Here is a 15,434-nt window from a genome sequence, read left to right on the forward strand (position 1 = left end):
CGCATAAGCTGCGGCACTCGTACAAGTTATGCCTGATGACCATAGCAAGTCTGTACCACCCCTTCCCATCCCGAACAGGACCGTGAAAAGACTCTGCGCCGATGATAGTGCTGCAACCAGTGTGAAAGTAGGTTATCGTCAGGCTAGTTATTAGAAAAGCCCGCTCAAGTGATCTTGAGCGGGCTTTTTGCTTTCTATTTCACCTACTTCAGATCTCCGCGGCCTAAGCTGTGGCCTCGCGTATGCCTATGCGCGGGCCCGGTCGCCCAAGCGATGCTCGTCTACGGCCAGTCGACGGATCCGAAATCGCCGTACTACGCGGACCAGTTGCCGCTGTACTCGCGCAAGGAATGGCCGGCGCTGCCGTTCACGGAGGCCAGCATCAATGCGGATCCGAACCGCAACACCGCGACGCTGGCCGAATAAAAGTCACGCTTGAGACAGCGGCGCCGGATCCTGCGCCACGGCCGTCGCTGTCTTGCTCTTGGTGATGCTTTCGCCATCGTCGCGGCGCAGGCGCGCGAACACGAGGGACGACAGCATCGTCATGACGGCCAGGGCGATGAACGCGTGGTGCAGCGCCCTGGTGACCATCACCTGGTCCGTCTGGGGCACGCGGCCCAGGAACCAGGCCGTCACGATCGAACCGGCGGCGAGGCCGAAGCTCATCGACAGCTGCTGGAACGACGACGCGATCGTGCTGGCCATGCTGGAGTCTTTCGATTCCACGTCGGCATACGCGAGCGTGTTCATGCTCGAGAATTGCAGCGAATTGAAAAAGCCCTGCAGCAGGCCGATGCCCGCGATGGCGTACCACGGCGTGGACGGACCGACCAGCGAGAACAGGCCGATCGTCAGGCCGATGCAGATCGTGTTGAAGATGAGTACCTGACGGTAGCCGAAGCGTGCGAGGACTTTCGGCGCGATCAGCTTCATGCCCATTGCGGCGGCGGCCGTCGGCATCATCAACAGGCCCGACTGCCACGGCGCCAGTTTCAGGCCGAGCTGGTACAGCAGCGGCAGCAGGAAGGGCAGGCCGCCGATGCCCAGGCGCGTGATGAAGCCGCCCAGCACCGAGATGCGGAACGTGCGCACCTTGAACAACGCCAGGCGCAGCAGCGGGAACTGATACTGGCTCGCGTGCCACGCGTAGGCGGCCAGCAGGGCGATGGACAGCGCCAGCATCAGGCCGGCCGTCATCGGGTCGAGCGTGTGTTCGCCGAAGACTTCCAGCAGCCAGGACAGGATCGCCGTGCCCGAGCTGAACAGGATCAGCCCGATCACGTCCAGCGGACGAGGCTCGGCGCCGTGGTAATCCGGCATGTGGCGCCAGACGAGGTACAAGGCGAGCAGCCCGACGGGCACGTTGACGAAGAAAATGGCGCGCCAGGAAATCCAGTGCACGATCAGGCCGCCGACGGTTGGACCGAGCAGCGGGCCGATCAGCGCCGGCAGGATCACGAAGTTCATCGCGCCCAGCAACTCGTTCTTCGGAAACGTGCGGATGATCGACAGGCGCCCGACCGGCATCATCATCGCGCCGCCGAGGCCTTGCAGCAGGCGGGCCGCGACCATCATGGGTGCGTTCAGGGACAGCCCGCACAGTACGGATGCCACCGTGAAGATCGCGATCGCCGTGAAGAACACGCGGCGCGTGCCGAAGCGGTCGGCCATCCACCCACTGACCGGAATGCCCACGGCCAGGCTGAGGATGTAACTCGTAACGACGGATTTGAGGCTGAGAGGCGTAACCTGCAGGCTGGCCGCGATGCTGGGGACGGCGGTGTTGACGATGGTGGCGTCGAGCTGCTCCATGAACAGCGCAGTCGCCACCAGCCACGGCAAATAGCGTTTGATGGTATCGGTATCGGTCATCGGATGAATTCTCACATAAATCCGATAACCGAGTCGCTACCCGGTCAGTAGTGGTACGCGGCCTTCAGCAGCAGCAGGTTCACGCCGCCGTTCGGCTTCTTGATGCCGCCGTTCGAGTAGTGCTGCAGGCGCGCGCCCAGTTCCCATTTGTTGGCGAAGACATAGCCCACGCCCACGTGGTCGGCGAATTCAAAGGCGGTCGACAGTTGGCGGTGCGTGTTGCGGTACACGCTCGAGAAGACGGCGGCGCCGATGCCGGCGTCGGCGTAGAAGCCCAGTTTATTGTCGGCTTCCCAGCGGAACACCGGCGTGATGCCGACGACGGCCAGGTCCTTCGTGTTGCCCGGCTGGTCGAGCCACTGGTTGGCGCGCCAGTAGGCGACGTTCGCGTCCCAGTAGCCGTTCAGGTGGTAGCCGCTGGTCGGCAGCCAGGTCTTGTTCCAGTCTTTCTGGACCGCGAGACGGACGACCTGCACGTGCTCGCCGCCGCCGACTTCCACCGACGACGAATCGAAATAACCGTCGGCGGCATGGCCCGCCGCTGCGGCCGACATCGCGGCCATGGCCGCCAGGGAACGCATCATTTTTTTCATGGAGAACATTGCCTTTGCTGTAAATGGAAGCCGTGCGAGCAAAATGGTCACGGCCAAACCGCTATTGTAGCGAGGTCCTCGACAGCACGTGGTCGAGCTGCCAATTGTTAAAATGTGGTTAATAGAATTTCGTGAGGAAGCAATGACGTTACCGACTGTGGCATTTCTCGGCATCGGCCTGATGGGCAAGCCGATGGCGACCCGGCTGGCCCAGGCCGGCTATCCGCTGCGCGTGTGGAATCGCACGGCCGCCAAGGCCGAACCGCTGCGCGACACCGGGGCCCAACCGCATGCCGACCTGCAGGATGCCGTGCGTGGTGCCGACATCGTGATTTCGATCCTGGAAGCGGGACCGGTCGTCGGCCAGGTGATCGACGATGCCCTGCCGGCACTCGCGCACCACACGCTGTGGATCGACATGAGCTCCACGCGCCAGGACGAAGCCGTGAATTTCGCCGCGCGCCTGCGCCAGGCCGGTTGCCGCTTCGTCGATGCGCCCGTGTCCGGCGGCGTGGGCGGTGCGGAAGCGGGCCAGCTCGCGATCATGGCGGGCGCCGACGCGGCCGATTACGCCCAGGCCGAACCGGTGCTGCGCGTGATGGGCTCGCCGAAAGCCGTCGGCCCCGTCGGCAGCGGCCAGGTGGCCAAGCTGTGCAACCAGTTGATCGTCGGCGCAACGATCAATGTTGTGGCGGAAGCGCTGCTGCTGGCGGAGGCCGCCGGCGCAGATCCCGCCGCCGTGCGCGACGCCATCCGCGGCGGCTTCGCCGGCAGCCGCGTGCTGGAAGTGCATGGCCAGCGCATGCTGGAGCGGAACTTCATGCCCGGCGGCCAGGTCAAGACGCAGTTGAAGGACCAGCGCAACATTCTTGCCGCGGCGAGCGCGGCCGGCGTCACGCTGCCCGTGACGGCGCTGGTGACGCGGCAGTTCGAGAGCATCGTGGACGACATCCCGTCCGCCGACCACGCAGCCGGCCTCATCGCGCTGGAGCGCATGAATCCCGGCAAGCGGTTGGGTACGGAGCCAGACAAAATGCCATAACGTTTGCGCTATCAATACAACTCCGTATAATTCTCAGAGGTATTACGTCGTTACGTAATCCACGGAGAGGACTGGGGCGGCATGGATAATCTGGAAAGCAGCTTCCGCACGCGGCGGCAGTTGTTGAAACTGGCGTCGGCGATGGCGTTGCCGTCCGCTTTTGCGGCGTGTTCTTCGGAGAAGAAAAGCGCATCACTGGTCGTCGCCGGCTTGCCGGTGACCTGCAACCTGACCCTGCCCGTCGCGTGCGCGGCGAAAGAGGCCGAGATCGCCTCGACAAAACCGGCGAACCCGCTCGGCTTCGAGTACAGCAAATACAGCGGCTTTCCCGAGCTGAAGGAATCGCTGATGGCGGGCCGTATCCAGGCGGCCTACGTGCTGGCGCCGATGGTCATGGACCTGGTGTCCAGCAATATCCCCGTCAAGGTCGTGTCGCTGGGCCACCGCTCCGGCGCGGTGATCATGGTGCGCACGGATGCTGGCTACAAAAAATTCCGCGACCTGCAGGGCAAGCGCGTCGCCATTCCGAGCCGTTTCGCCGTCGATCTGCTCTTCCTGCGCAAGATGCTGGCGGCAGAGGGCATGTCGATCAAGGATGTCGAACTGGTCGAAATGCCGCCGCCGGACATGCCTGCCGCGCTGTACGCGAAAGCCATCGACGCCTATTGCACGGGCGAGCCCTTCGGCGCCGCCGCGCAGATGGCGGGTTATGCGACGCCGCTGCGCATGACGCGCAATGAATGGCCGAACTACATCTGCTGCGTGCTCACCGTGCGCGAAGACCTGATCGCGAGTAACCGTGCCGCCGTGCAGGACCTCGTCAACTACGTGCAGGCGGCCGGCCACTGGATGGACGCGGATGCGGCGCACCGCGACAAGGCGATCGCGATCGCGGCCACGAAAAAATACTTCAACCAGGATCCGAAGATCCTGAAATTCGTGATGACGAATCCGAGCGACCGCGTCACGTATGGCGACCTGCGCATCATCCGGCAGGAGTTCGACGAATTGATGCAGATGTCGCTGGATGCGGGCACGCTGAAGAAGCCCATCCAGTTCAACCAGTACGTGGACGAGAGCTTTTTCAAGGCCGTCCGCCCCGTCACGATTTCGCTATGAAACGCTTCGTCACGGCGTTGCTGTTTGCCTTGCCTTTGGCCGCAAGCGCCGACGCATTGAAATCGGGCGAATTCTCGCCGCCCCGCATGGCGCCGGATTTTACGCTGCAGGGTTCGACCGGCAAGCCTCTTAAACTGTCCGATTACCACGGCAAGGTCGTGGCGCTGGGCTTCGGGTTCACATCGTGCCCGGCGGTCTGCCCGACGACGCTCGCCGAACTGGCGGCCGTGAAATCGAAGCTGGGCGCGCAGGGCAAGGATTTCCAGGTCGTGTACGTGACCGTCGATCCGGAGCGCGACACGGCCGACCGGATGCGCGCCTATCTGACGGCATTCGATCCGTCGTTCGTGGGCGCGACCGGCCCCGCCGCGCAACTGGCCGAGGTGCGCAAGGAATACGGCGTCACGTCCACCAGGACGGGCAGCGCTGCGAACTACGGTTTCAATCATTCGTCCTTCGTTTACCTGATCGACCGGTCCGGCAAGCTGCGCGCATTGAGTCCGTACGGCCGCGCGGTGGACGACGTCGTGCACGACGTACGCGTCCTGCTGAATCAATGACGCGTTCCCGCATCCTGGTGCTGGCCGCGGCAGCCCTCGCCATCGCGGCGCTGTGGGCCATGTTTGCGCCGATCCCCGCCGGCTCGCGCGAGCAGCTGTTCGAGATTCCTGCGGGGACGTACGCGCGGCGCGCCGCGGGCGACAAGGTCGAGATCCTGCCGACGTCGATCCGGCTCACGCTGGGCGTGAAGGACATCCTCGTGCTGAAGAACCTCGACAATGTGCCGCAGACGTTCGGGCCCGTGTTGATCATGCCGGGGCAGAGTTTCAGGATGCCGTTCGGCGTCGCGGGAGACGTGCAGTTCGAATGCACGGCGCACGCGAGCGGTCAGATGCGCATCGTCGTCGAGCCAGCACCCGATGCGGGCTGGCGGCGGCTGGTGTGGCGCGCACGACATTGGTTGCAACCATAAGAGGGAGACAAGAGGCTGTGAAAAAGAAGAGTTTTTTTGCACAGAAGCGGGCGCGGATCATCGCGCCGGCCATCGTGCTGGCATTGCTGATCGCGGTCTGGTGGGCCGTCGTCGTCGCGACGCACAGCGCGATCTTCCCGACGCCGGGACAGGTCGTCACGGGCACGTGGGAACTGATCCAGGACGGCACGCTGTGGGACCACATCGGTTCCTCGCTGATGCGCGTCGGTACCGGCTTTTTGCTGGCGATCGCCGTCGCCATTCCGCTGGGCCTGTGGATCGGCCGCATGGACGCGGCCTGGGTCACGCTGAATCCGCTGTTCCAGCTGCTGCGCCCTATCTCTCCGATCGCCTGGATCCCGCTCGCGATCCTGTGGTTCGGCGTGGGTAACGCGTCGCCGATCTTCCTGATCTTCATCGCGTCCGTGTTCCCGATGATCGTGCAGACGGCCGCCGGCGTGCACACGATCGAGCGGCGCTACCTGCGTGCGGCGGAAAACTTCGGCGTGTCGCGCGCCAAGCTGTATCGCCAGGTGATCATTCCCGCCGTGCTGCCCGAGATCATCGTCGGCATGCGCATCACGCTGGGCGTCGCGTGGCTGGTCGTCGTGGCGGCGGAGATGATCGCGCTGCGTTCGGGCCTCGGCTACCTGATCATGGATTCGCGCAATGCCGGTAATCGCTATGACCTCGTGATCGCCGCCATGATCATCATCGGCATCATCGGCCTCATGCTGGACGGGATCACCCGTCTCCTGGAACGTCTCAAATCGGTAAGGTGGCGCTATGGACGCTAAGGTGCAATACAAGGTCGCGGACAAGATCGTCGTCGACGACATCCGGAGAAGCTTCGAGACGCGCAAGGGCACGTTGCCGGTCGTCGGCGGCATCAGCCTGACCATCCGCGACGGCGAATTCGTCGCCATCGTCGGTCCGTCCGGCTGCGGCAAGTCCACGTTGATGAAGATGCTGTGCGGCTTCGACCAGCCGGACGAAGGCCGCGTCCTGATCGACGGCCAGGTGCGCCACGGTCCGAGCCCGAAGGGCATCCTCATTTCCCAGCACGGCTCCGTGTTCCCGTGGCTGACGGTGCAGCAGAACCTGATGTTCGGCCTGGACGGCATCAGCGAGGCCGAAAAGGCGGAACTCGCCGACCACTACACAGCGATGGTGGGATTGAAAGGTTTCGAGAAAAGCTATTCGCACGAACTGTCGGGCGGCATGCTGAAACGCGTGGAGATCGCGCGGGCGCTCGTGATGAAGCCCGAGATCCTCTACATGGACGAGCCGTTCTCCGCGCTCGATGCGCTCATGAACCTCAAGATGCGCATGGAGCTGCTGCGCATCCTGGAAGAGGAGCGCCACACGGTGCTCCTGATCACGCACGACGTCGAGGAAGCGGTGCACCTGGCGGACCGCATCGTCGTGCTGTCGCCGCGGCCCACGACGATCCAGGCCACGTTCGAGGTGAACATCCCGCATCCGCGCAAGATGTCCAGCCCCGAAGCGCAGGATCTCAAGGAAGCGGTGTTGAAGGAGCTGGGGCTGTAAGGCTCATCTCGACGAGTCTCGCCCAGAAGCTGGCGCCGATCGGCAGCAGGTGGTCATTGAAGTCGTAGCTGCCGTTGTGCAGCTGGCACGGTCCGAGGCCGTGGCCATGGCTTCGATGATCGCCGTCGCCGTTGCCGATGAAGACATAGCAGCCCGGCTTTTCCTGCAGCATGAACGCGAAATCCTCGGCGCCCATCGTCGGCTCGACGTTCGTGTCGACGTTGTCCGCACCCACCACGGCGCGCATCGCTTCGATCGCGAATGCCGTCTGTTCCGGATGGTTGATGAGGGGCGGGTAATTGCGCTTGAACGAAAAATCGACAGTGGCGCCGAAGCCGGCTGCCAGCCCGCTCGCGAGTTCGTTCATGCGCCGCTCGATCAGGTCCAGCACGCTGGTGGAGAACGTGCGCACGGTGCCGATCATGACGGCTTCGTCCGGGATGACGTTGGTGGCGCTGCCGGCGTGGATCTGCGTGATCGACAGGACGGCCGTATCGAGCGGGTTCTTTTCGCGCGAGATGATCGTCTGCCACGCTTGCGCGATCTGCACGGCGACCATCACCGGGTCGATGCCGCGGTGCGGCTGCGCGGCGTGCGCGCCCTTGCCCTTGACGACGACGCGGAATTCGTTACTGGATGCCATCATCGGCCCCGCGACGACGCCGAAGCTGCCCGCCTTGATGCCCGGCCAGTTGTGCATGCCGTACACGGCGTCCATCGGAAAACGTTCGAACAAACCGTCGTCCATCATGCGGCGCGCGCCGGCGCCGCCTTCCTCGGCCGGCTGGAAGATCAGGTACACGGTGCCGTCGAAGTTGCGGTTCTGCGACAGATAGTGGGCTGCACCCAACAGCATCGTTGTGTGCCCGTCATGACCACAAGCATGCATCTTGCCGGCGTGGCGCGACGCGTGATCAAATGTGTTGAGTTCCTGCATCGGCAGGGCGTCCATGTCGGCACGCAGGCCGATGGCGCGGTCCGAGGTGCCGTTCTTGATGATGCCGACGACACCGGTCACGCCAAGTCCGCGGACCACGGGGATGCCCCATTCGGTGAGGCGCGCGGCCACGACGTCGGCCGTGCGTTGTTCTTCGTAGCAGAGTTCGGGATGGGCGTGGATGTCGCGCCGGATCGTTTCGAGCTCGGATTGGTAAGCGAGAATAGGTTCGACCAGTCTCATTGTTTCTCTCCGTATGCTGTGATGCCTCGTAGGCATGCATCTATTGAACTATTGTAGCCCTTCCATCATGTGGAAGGCCAGAGCCCCAACGGCTGCCACCGGAATCGTATAAAGTACTGGTTTATCGACGTTTTTCTGGATGAATCCGATGACCAAGACCATCGTCCGCGGCGCCTGTCCGCATGACTGCCCCGATACCTGCGCGTTGCTCGTGACCGTGGAGAACGGCGTGGCCACGGAGGTCAAGGGCGATCCGGATCATCCGACGACGGCGGGTGTGCTGTGCACCAAGGTCTCGCGCTACGTCGAACGCACGTACCACCCCGACCGCCTCCTGTACCCGATGCGCCGCGTCGGTAAAAAGGGCGAAGGCAAGTTCGAACGCATCACGTGGGAGCAGGCACTCGACGAGATCGCGAACCGCCTGCAACCCATCGCCGCGCGCGACCCGCAGGCGATCCTGCCGTACAGCTATTGCGGCACGATGGGTCTCGTGCAGGGCGAGGCGATGGCGATGCGCTTCTTCAACACGCTGGGCGCTTCTCTGCTCGACCGCACGGTGTGCGCGAACGCCGGCGCCACGGGCTACAAATACACCATTGGTGGTTCGATCGGCACGGATACCGAACAGTTCCAGGATGCGAAGCTGATCTTGATCTGGGGCGGGAATCCGATCGCGTCGAACCTGCATTTGTGGATGCGGTTGCAGGAAGCCAAGCGCCGCGGCGCCAAGTTGATCGCCATCGATCCGTATCGCTCGCTCACCGCCGAAAAATGCCATCAGCACATCGCGCTGATGCCCGGTACGGACGCGGCGCTGGCGCTGGGCATGATGCACGTGCTGGTGAAAGAGAACCTGCTCGACCACGACTACATCGAGAAATACACGTTCGGCTTCGCGCAGTTGAAAGACCGCGTGGCCGAATGGACGCCGGAGCGCACGGCGGCAACCTGCGGCATCACGGTGGAAGAAGTCGTCGACCTCGCGCGCGAGTACGGCCGCACGGCGCGGCAGAATGAGCCGGTCGCGATCCGCATGAACTACGGCCTGCAGCGCGTGCACGGCGGCGGCATGGCCGTGCGCACCATCGCGTGCCTGCCGGCGCTCGTGGGCGCGTGGCGCCATGCGGCCGGCGGCGTGCAGCTGTCGACGTCGGGTACGTTCCCGGCCAATAAAACCGTCCTGCAACGCCCGGACCTGTTGCGCGGCAAGCTCCCGCGCACGATCAACATGAACACCATCGGCGCCGACCTGCAGAAGGACGCGTCGCCGGAATTCGGCCCGAAGATCGAAGCCGTCATCGTCTACAACTCGAACCCGCTCGCGATCGCACCGGATTCGGCGCAGGTGCAGCGCGGCTTCGAGCGCGAGGATTTGTTCACCGTGGTGCTGGAACACTTCCAGACCGACACCGCCGACTACGCGGACATCCTGCTGCCGGCCACCACGCAGCTGGAACACGTCGACGCGCACCTCGCATATGGTCACTTGTACATGATGGCCAATAACGCGGCGATTGCCCCGCTGGGCGAATCGAAACCGAACACGGAAATCTTCCGCCTGATCGCGAAGCGCATGGGCATGAACGATCCGTTGTTCGACGAGACGGACGACGAACTGGCCGCCCAGGCTTTCGACAAGAAACACGAGCGCGCCGTGCACTTCGACTGGTCGTCGCTGAAGCGCACGGGCTGGCAAAAGCTGAACATGCCGGTCGCGCCGTTCGCCGAAGGCGGCTTTCCGACGCCGTCCGGCAAGTGCGAGTTTTATTCGAGCTCGATGCTGGCCGATGGCCTCGATCCGCTGCCGACCTATATCCCGAACCACGAGTCGGTCGCCTCCAACCCCGAACTGGCAGAGAAATATCCGTTGGCGATGATTTCTCCGCCGGCCAGGAACTTCCTCAACTCGACCTTTGTCAATGTCCAGAGCCTCCGCGCAACGGAAGGTGAACCTCACCTGGACATCCATCCCGCCGACGCAGCCTCCCGGGGCATCGCAGACGGCGAGATGGTGCGCATCTTCAACGACCGGGGCGCGTTCGTCGCGCGCGCCCGGGTCACCGCCAAAGCGCGGGCCGGCCTCGTGGTCGGCCTGTCGGTCTGGTGGAAGAAGCTCGCCAGCGACGGCAAGAACGCCAACGAAGTCACCAGTCAGCGCCTGACCGACATGGGCCGGGCGCCCACCTTTTACGACACGCTGGTGCAGGTTGAAAAGGCCGCACCATGATCTGGAAATATGAAACTCACACGGATTACCCCGTGGCTCCGCCCCGTGCTCATCGCAGGCACGGCAGCGGGGCTGCTGGCCAGCTGCTCGACGCTGAACTACTACTCCCAGGCGGCCCAGGGGCAGCTTGAACTCCTGTCGGACGCCCGTCCGATCGACGACTGGATCGCCGACCCCGGCACCAGTACCAAACTGCGCCATCGCCTCGAGACGGCGCGCCAGATCCGCCGCTTCGCAGTTGCCGAAATGGCTTTACCCGACAACAACAGTTACAAGAACTACGCGGCGCTGAAGCGGCAATACGTGTTGTGGAACGTCGTCGCCACGCCCGAGCTGTCGCTGCGGCCCTTGCAATGGTGCTTCCCCGTGGCCGGCTGCGTGAACTACCGCGGCTATTACAGCAAGGAAGCGGCCGAGTCGTATGCGAAGGAATTGCGCGACGCGGGCGATGACGTCGAGGTCGGCGGCGTGGCCGCGTATTCGACCCTGGGCTGGTTCAGCGATCCGCTGATCTCCACGTTCATCAACTACCCGGACGGCGAGCTGGCCCGCATGATCTTCCACGAGCTGGCGCACCAGATCGTGTACGTGCAGGGAGATTCGCAATTCAACGAATCGTTCGCGTCGACGGTGGAAGAGGTCGGCGTCGAACGCTGGATGGAGCGCTTCGGCAACCAGCAGATGCGCGACGCCTATGCGCGCTACCGGAGCCGCAAGAAGGATTTCCTCGGTTTGCTGATGAAGTACCGCAAGGCGCTCGAGCAGAATTACGCGTTCCTCGACCGCAGCGACGCCCAGAAGCGGGCCGTCAAGGCGCGTCTGTTCCAGGAGCTGAAGGACGAATACCAGGTCCTGAAGGGCAATTGGGGCGGCTATGCGGGGTATGATCGGTTCTTCGAACAGCCGTTGTCGAACGCCCACCTGGCATCGATCGCGACCTACGAGGATTTCGTGCCCGCGTTCCGCGCACTGTTGCAGCGCGAGGGCAGCTTCCCGAAGTTTTATCACGCCGTCAAAAAGCTGGCCGACATGGACCGGTCCGACCGCCATCGCGTGCTGAACGCTTTGGTGCCGCCGCTCGTGACGGCGCCGCTGATGGTGCAGCGCAGCGAAATCCGTCCGTAGCTATTTCGCCAAAACGTCGATAGAGTCGTTGTTCGAAAAGCGCAAAAGTGCTTGCGTCCACGCGCGCTGCCCGATAGCATCTTGCTTAGTAATATCAGCACGACCGTGCGATTTTTGTGGGCCGCGCTCAGAACGATAACGATACTGGAGACAGAGGCACCGATGGACAAGATTTGGCTCAAGGCTTACCCGCCCGGCGTGCCGGCGGAAATCGATCCCGACCAGTATGGTTCGCTGGTGCAAATGCTGGAGGAGTCGTTCCGCAAGTACGCGGCGAACAACGCCTACGTCTGCATGGACAAGTTCCTCACGTATGGGGAGCTGGACAACATGTCAAAGCGCCTGGCGGCGTGGCTGCAGAGCCGCGAGATGAAGCCGGGCGCGCGCGTCGCCGTGATGATGCCGAACGTGCTGCAATACCCGGTGGCGCTGGCCGCCATCCTGCGCGCGGGCTATACGGTCGTCAACGTCAATCCGCTGTACACGCCGCGCGAGCTCGAACACCAGCTGAAGGATTCGGGCAGCGAAGCCATCATCGTGCTCGAGAACTTCGCGCACACGGTCGAGCAGGTGCTCAGTAAAACGGTCGTGCGCCACGTCGTCGTGGCCAGCATGGGCGAACTGCTGGGCGGCGCCAAGGGCATGCTCGTCAACTTCGTCGTCCGCAACGTCAAGAAGATGGTGCCGGACTTTACGATCCCGCACATGGTGCGCTTCAAGGACGCGCTGGCGCAGGGCGCGAAGATGCCGTTCCAGCCGGCGCAGCTGAAGAGCAGCGACGTCGCCTTCCTGCAGTACACGGGCGGCACGACGGGCGTGTCGAAGGGCGCGACGCTCACGCACCGCAATGTCATCGCCAACATCCTGCAGACGGAGGCGTGGTCGAAGCCGGCGATGAGCCAGCCGCCGCTCGTCGAATTCCCGACCATCGTGTGTGCGCTGCCGCTGTACCACATCTTCGCGCTGACGGCGTGCGCGCTGTGGGGCATGCGCGTGGGCGCGCTGAACATCCTGATTCCGAATCCGCGCGACATCCCGGGCTTCATCAAGGAGCTCAAGAAGTACCGCATCAACATGCTGCCGGCCGTGAACACGCTGTACAACGCGCTGGTGAATCACCCCGATTTCAAGGACGTCGACTTCAGCGCACTGAAGATTTCCAACGGCGGCGGCATGGCCGTGCAGCAGGCCGTCAACGACAAGTGGAAGTCGCTCACGGGCACGAACATCATCGAGGGCTACGGCCTGTCGGAGACGTCGCCCGTGGCCACGTGTAACCGCTGCGACGTCCCCGGCTTCACCGGCACGATCGGCCTGCCGGTGCCGTCGACGGACATCGCCATCGTCGACGACGACGGCAAGCCGCTGCCGGTGGGCAGCATCGGCGAGATCGCGATCCGCGGTCCGCAGGTGATGGCCGGCTACTGGAACCGCCCGGACGAGACGGCGAAGGTCATGACGGCGGACGGCTTCTTCAAGTCGGGCGACGTCGGCATCATGGACGACAACGGGTACGTCAAGATTGTCGACCGCAAGAAGGACATGATCCTCGTGTCGGGCTTCAACGTGTACCCGAACGAACTGGAAGCGGTGATCGCGGCGCATCCGGGCGTGCTGGAATGCGCGGTGGTCGGCGTGCCGGACGAGCATTCCGGCGAGGCCGTGAAAGTGTTCGTCGTGCGCAAGGATCCGAACCTGACGGCCGAGCAGCTGATGGACTACTGCAAGCGCGAGCTTACCGGTTACAAGAAGCCCAAGTACATCGAATTCCGCACCGAGCTGCCGAAGACGAACGTCGGCAAGATCCTGCGCCGCGCGCTGCGCGACGAAAAGCAGGCGGCGTAAAAGACTGAGACGCAAAACAACGTCGTCCCCGCGGAGGCGGGGATCCAATTTTGCATGCGCTATCGAACCGCGTGCAAATTGGGCCCCTGCCTTCGCAGGGGCGACGAGCCGCCGTCGGCGGCTTTTTTTGCGCATACGATTTATATGATTGAGAACTAGCGAGGCAATGACATGGACAAATTCTGGCTGAAGTCGTACGAAGCGGGCGTGCCGGCGGAGATCGACTGGACGCAGTACCGCTCCCTCACGCACCTGCTGGAGGATTCCTTCCGCAAGTACGCCAACCGCAACGCCTTTGCGTGCATGGGCAAGTCCATGACGTTCGCGGAGCTGGACAAGCTGTCCGGCGCGATGGCCGCGTGGCTGCAGCAGAAGGGCCTGGCGTCGGGCGCGCGCGTGGCGATCATGCTGCCGAACGTGCTGCAGTATCCGGTGGCGATGGCCGCCATCCTGCGCGCCGGCTATACCATCGTCAACGTCAACCCGTTGTACACGGCGCGCGAGCTGCAGCACCAGCTGAACGATTCGGGCGCGGAAGCCATCGTCGTGCTGGAAAACTTCGCGCACACCGTCGCCGAAGTCGCGCCTAACACGAAGCTCAAGCACGTCATCGTCGCCAGCATGGGCGACCTGCTGGGCGTGAAGGGCCTGCTCGTCAACTTCGTCGTCCGCACCGTCAAGAAGATGGTGCCGGCGTGGTCGCTGCCGTCCGCCGTGCCGTTCAAGCGCATGCTGGCCGAAGGCGCGCGCCTGTCCCGTCAACCCGTCGAGTGCGGCCATGAAGACGTCGCCTTCCTGCAGTACACGGGCGGCACGACGGGCGTGTCGAAGGGCGCGGTGCTGAAGCACAGGAACGTGATCGCCAACGTGCTGCAGAACGAAGCGTGGTTCGCGCCGACGCTGGCCAAGATCCCGGCCGGCGAGACGCCGATCTTCGTGTGCGCGCTGCCGCTGTACCACATCTATGCGCTGACCGTGTGCGCCCTGATGGGCCTGCGCGCGGGCGGCACGAATGTCCTGATCCCGAACCCGCGCGACATCGGCGGCTTCATCAAGGAGCTCAAGAGCTACCGCGTGAACGTCTTCCCGGCCGTGAACACGCTGTACAACGGCCTGCTCAACCATCCGGATTTCGCGAGCCTGGATTTCTCGGGCCTGAAGGTCTGCCCGGGCGGCGGCATGGCCGTGCAGAAGGTCGTGGCCGACAAATGGCTCGCGGTGACGGGCGCGCCGATCGTCGAGGGCTACGGCCTGTCGGAGACGTCGCCGGTGGTCGCCGCCAACCGCTGCGACATCAAGGAATTCACGGGCACGATCGGCTATGCGCTGCCGTCGACGGAGCTGCGCATCATCGACGAATCGGACAACGAAGTCCCGTTCGGCACGGCCGGCGAGATCGCGGTGCGCGGCCCGCAGGTGATGGCCGGCTACTGGCAGCGTCCGGACGAGACGGCGAAGGTCATGACGCGCGACGGCTTTTTCAAGACCGGCGACATCGGCGTGATGAACGCCACCGGCGCCGTGAAGATCGTCGACCGCAAGAAGGACATGATCCTCGTGTCGGGCTTCAACGTGTACCCGAACGAAGTGGAAGACGTCGTCGCCGCGCACCCGGGCGTGCTGGAAGTGGCGTGCGTGGGCGTGCCGGACCAGCATTCGGGCGAGGCCGTCAAGCTGTACGTCGTCAAGAAGGACAAGACGCTGACCAAGGACGACCTGCTGGCCTTCTGCAAGGAGCAGTTGACGGGCTACAAGCGTCCCAAGTACGTCGAGTTCCGCGACAGCCTGCCCAAGACCAATGTCGGCAAGATCCTGCGGCGCGAACTGCGGGATGAGAAGCAGACGGCGTAACACCACCGTCATTCCCGCGCACGCGGGAATCCATGCTGAGGCACCGGAGT

The 15,434-nt window shown here is 63.7% G+C and carries 14 protein-coding genes and 1 rRNA gene; 12 read left to right on the plus strand and 3 right to left on the minus strand.

The genetic code is table 11. The annotated features are described in order from the left end of the window. The first annotated feature begins 31 nt into the window (after positions 1–31). Both rrf and P0M04_RS10685 read left to right on the plus strand, forming a co-directional pair. Positions 32–144: ribosomal RNA gene (rrf, locus tag P0M04_RS10680) — 5S ribosomal RNA — on the plus strand. Between the two features lie 129 nt (positions 145–273). Further along, complete coding sequence (locus P0M04_RS10685) at positions 274–426, plus strand: penicillin acylase family protein (RefSeq protein WP_281042402.1); 153 nt, start codon at positions 274–276, stop codon at positions 424–426. A 3-nt stretch (positions 427–429) separates the two neighbouring features. Here the strand turns inward: P0M04_RS10685 and P0M04_RS10690 are convergent, their stop codons facing one another. After that, on the minus strand, positions 430–1,875 hold the full coding sequence (locus P0M04_RS10690) for a DHA2 family efflux MFS transporter permease subunit (RefSeq protein ID WP_259450466.1): 1,446 nt from the start codon (positions 1,873–1,875) through the stop codon (positions 430–432). A gap of 44 nt (positions 1,876–1,919) precedes the next feature. Continuing rightward, positions 1,920–2,459, minus strand: a complete 540-nt coding sequence (locus P0M04_RS10695; protein WP_259450467.1) for an acyloxyacyl hydrolase — start codon at positions 2,457–2,459, stop codon at positions 1,920–1,922. 151 nt (positions 2,460–2,610) lie between these two features. On the opposite strand from P0M04_RS10695, the gene P0M04_RS10700 reads away from it, so the two are divergent. From P0M04_RS10700 to P0M04_RS10725, 6 genes are all read left to right on the plus strand, one after another. Continuing rightward, on the plus strand, positions 2,611–3,510 hold the full coding sequence (locus P0M04_RS10700) for an NAD(P)-dependent oxidoreductase (RefSeq protein WP_259450468.1): 900 nt from the start codon (positions 2,611–2,613) through the stop codon (positions 3,508–3,510). 81 nt (positions 3,511–3,591) lie between these two features. Then, positions 3,592–4,629 (plus strand): ABC transporter substrate-binding protein, encoded by a 1,038-nt coding sequence (locus tag P0M04_RS10705; RefSeq protein WP_259450469.1) that lies wholly within the window; start codon positions 3,592–3,594, stop codon positions 4,627–4,629. After that, positions 4,626–5,189: an SCO family protein gene (locus P0M04_RS10710; RefSeq protein ID WP_259450470.1), complete on the plus strand. Its 564-nt coding sequence runs from the start codon at positions 4,626–4,628 to the stop codon at positions 5,187–5,189. Before P0M04_RS10705 ends, P0M04_RS10710 begins: the two co-directional genes overlap by 4 nt. Then, positions 5,186–5,602 carry a cupredoxin domain-containing protein gene (locus P0M04_RS10715; RefSeq protein ID WP_259450471.1) on the plus strand — a complete coding sequence of 139 codons (417 nt, stop codon included), beginning with the start codon at positions 5,186–5,188 and terminating at the stop codon, positions 5,600–5,602. The genes P0M04_RS10710 and P0M04_RS10715 overlap by 4 nt, the downstream gene beginning before the upstream one ends. A gap of 17 nt (positions 5,603–5,619) precedes the next feature. Further along, a complete protein-coding gene (locus P0M04_RS10720; protein ID WP_259450472.1) occupies positions 5,620–6,399 on the plus strand; it encodes an ABC transporter permease in 780 nt (259 codons plus the stop codon). Beyond that, positions 6,389–7,153, plus strand: coding sequence for an ABC transporter ATP-binding protein (locus P0M04_RS10725; RefSeq protein WP_259450473.1), 765 nt, complete (start codon positions 6,389–6,391; stop codon positions 7,151–7,153). The genes P0M04_RS10720 and P0M04_RS10725 overlap by 11 nt, the downstream gene beginning before the upstream one ends. On the opposite strand, the gene P0M04_RS10730 is transcribed toward P0M04_RS10725, so the two are convergent. Then, the gene (locus P0M04_RS10730) at positions 7,119–8,333 is read right to left on the minus strand and encodes a M20 aminoacylase family protein (protein WP_259450474.1); all 1,215 of its coding nucleotides are present in this window, start codon (positions 8,331–8,333) and stop codon (positions 7,119–7,121) included. The genes P0M04_RS10725 and P0M04_RS10730 overlap by 35 nt on opposite strands. Positions 8,334–8,481: 148 nt before the next feature. Here P0M04_RS10730 and P0M04_RS10735 point away from each other — a divergent pair, with 148 nt between their 5' ends. The 4 genes from P0M04_RS10735 (at position 8,482) to P0M04_RS10750 (ending at position 15,384) form a co-directional block, all read left to right on the plus strand. After that, complete coding sequence (locus tag P0M04_RS10735) at positions 8,482–10,563, plus strand: molybdopterin-containing oxidoreductase family protein (RefSeq protein ID WP_259450475.1); 2,082 nt, start codon at positions 8,482–8,484, stop codon at positions 10,561–10,563. Between the two features lie 9 nt (positions 10,564–10,572). Then, a complete protein-coding gene (locus P0M04_RS10740; RefSeq protein WP_259450476.1) occupies positions 10,573–11,688 on the plus strand; it encodes an aminopeptidase in 1,116 nt (371 codons plus the stop codon). A 162-nt stretch (positions 11,689–11,850) separates the two neighbouring features. Continuing rightward, the gene (locus P0M04_RS10745) at positions 11,851–13,533 is read left to right on the plus strand and encodes a long-chain-fatty-acid--CoA ligase (protein WP_259450477.1); all 1,683 of its coding nucleotides are present in this window, start codon (positions 11,851–11,853) and stop codon (positions 13,531–13,533) included. Positions 13,534–13,704: 171 nt separating this feature from the next. Beyond that, entirely contained in the window at positions 13,705–15,384 is a 1,680-nt protein-coding gene (locus tag P0M04_RS10750) for a long-chain-fatty-acid--CoA ligase (protein ID WP_259450478.1), read from the plus strand. Positions 15,385–15,434 lie beyond the last annotated feature (50 nt).

This window comes from Telluria mixta (assembly GCF_029223865.1).
Taxonomy (GTDB): Bacteria; Pseudomonadota; Gammaproteobacteria; order Burkholderiales; family Burkholderiaceae_D; genus Telluria; species Telluria mixta.

Excerpts from the sequence above, each read along its gene's own strand:
- P0M04_RS10715 (WP_259450471.1), top strand. The coding sequence starts at position 5,186 with ATGACGCGTTCCCGCATCCTGGTGCTGGCCGCGGCAGCCCTCGCCATC.
- P0M04_RS10685 (WP_281042402.1), top strand. The coding sequence starts at position 274 with ATGCTCGTCTACGGCCAGTCGACGGATCCGAAATCGCCGTACTACGCG.
- P0M04_RS10725 (WP_259450473.1), top strand. The coding sequence starts at position 6,389 with ATGGACGCTAAGGTGCAATACAAGGTCGCGGACAAGATCGTCGTCGAC.
- P0M04_RS10745 (WP_259450477.1), top strand. The coding sequence starts at position 11,851 with ATGGACAAGATTTGGCTCAAGGCTTACCCGCCCGGCGTGCCGGCGGAA.
- P0M04_RS10750 (WP_259450478.1), top strand. The coding sequence starts at position 13,705 with ATGGACAAATTCTGGCTGAAGTCGTACGAAGCGGGCGTGCCGGCGGAG.
- P0M04_RS10690 (WP_259450466.1), bottom strand. The coding sequence starts at position 1,875 with ATGACCGATACCGATACCATCAAACGCTATTTGCCGTGGCTGGTGGCG.
- P0M04_RS10730 (WP_259450474.1), bottom strand. The coding sequence starts at position 8,333 with ATGAGACTGGTCGAACCTATTCTCGCTTACCAATCCGAGCTCGAAACG.
- P0M04_RS10700 (WP_259450468.1), top strand. The coding sequence starts at position 2,611 with ATGACGTTACCGACTGTGGCATTTCTCGGCATCGGCCTGATGGGCAAG.
- P0M04_RS10710 (WP_259450470.1), top strand. The coding sequence starts at position 4,626 with ATGAAACGCTTCGTCACGGCGTTGCTGTTTGCCTTGCCTTTGGCCGCA.
- P0M04_RS10740 (WP_259450476.1), top strand. The coding sequence starts at position 10,573 with ATGAAACTCACACGGATTACCCCGTGGCTCCGCCCCGTGCTCATCGCA.
- P0M04_RS10735 (WP_259450475.1), top strand. The coding sequence starts at position 8,482 with ATGACCAAGACCATCGTCCGCGGCGCCTGTCCGCATGACTGCCCCGAT.
- P0M04_RS10695 (WP_259450467.1), bottom strand. The coding sequence starts at position 2,459 with ATGATGCGTTCCCTGGCGGCCATGGCCGCGATGTCGGCCGCAGCGGCG.
- P0M04_RS10705 (WP_259450469.1), top strand. The coding sequence starts at position 3,592 with ATGGATAATCTGGAAAGCAGCTTCCGCACGCGGCGGCAGTTGTTGAAA.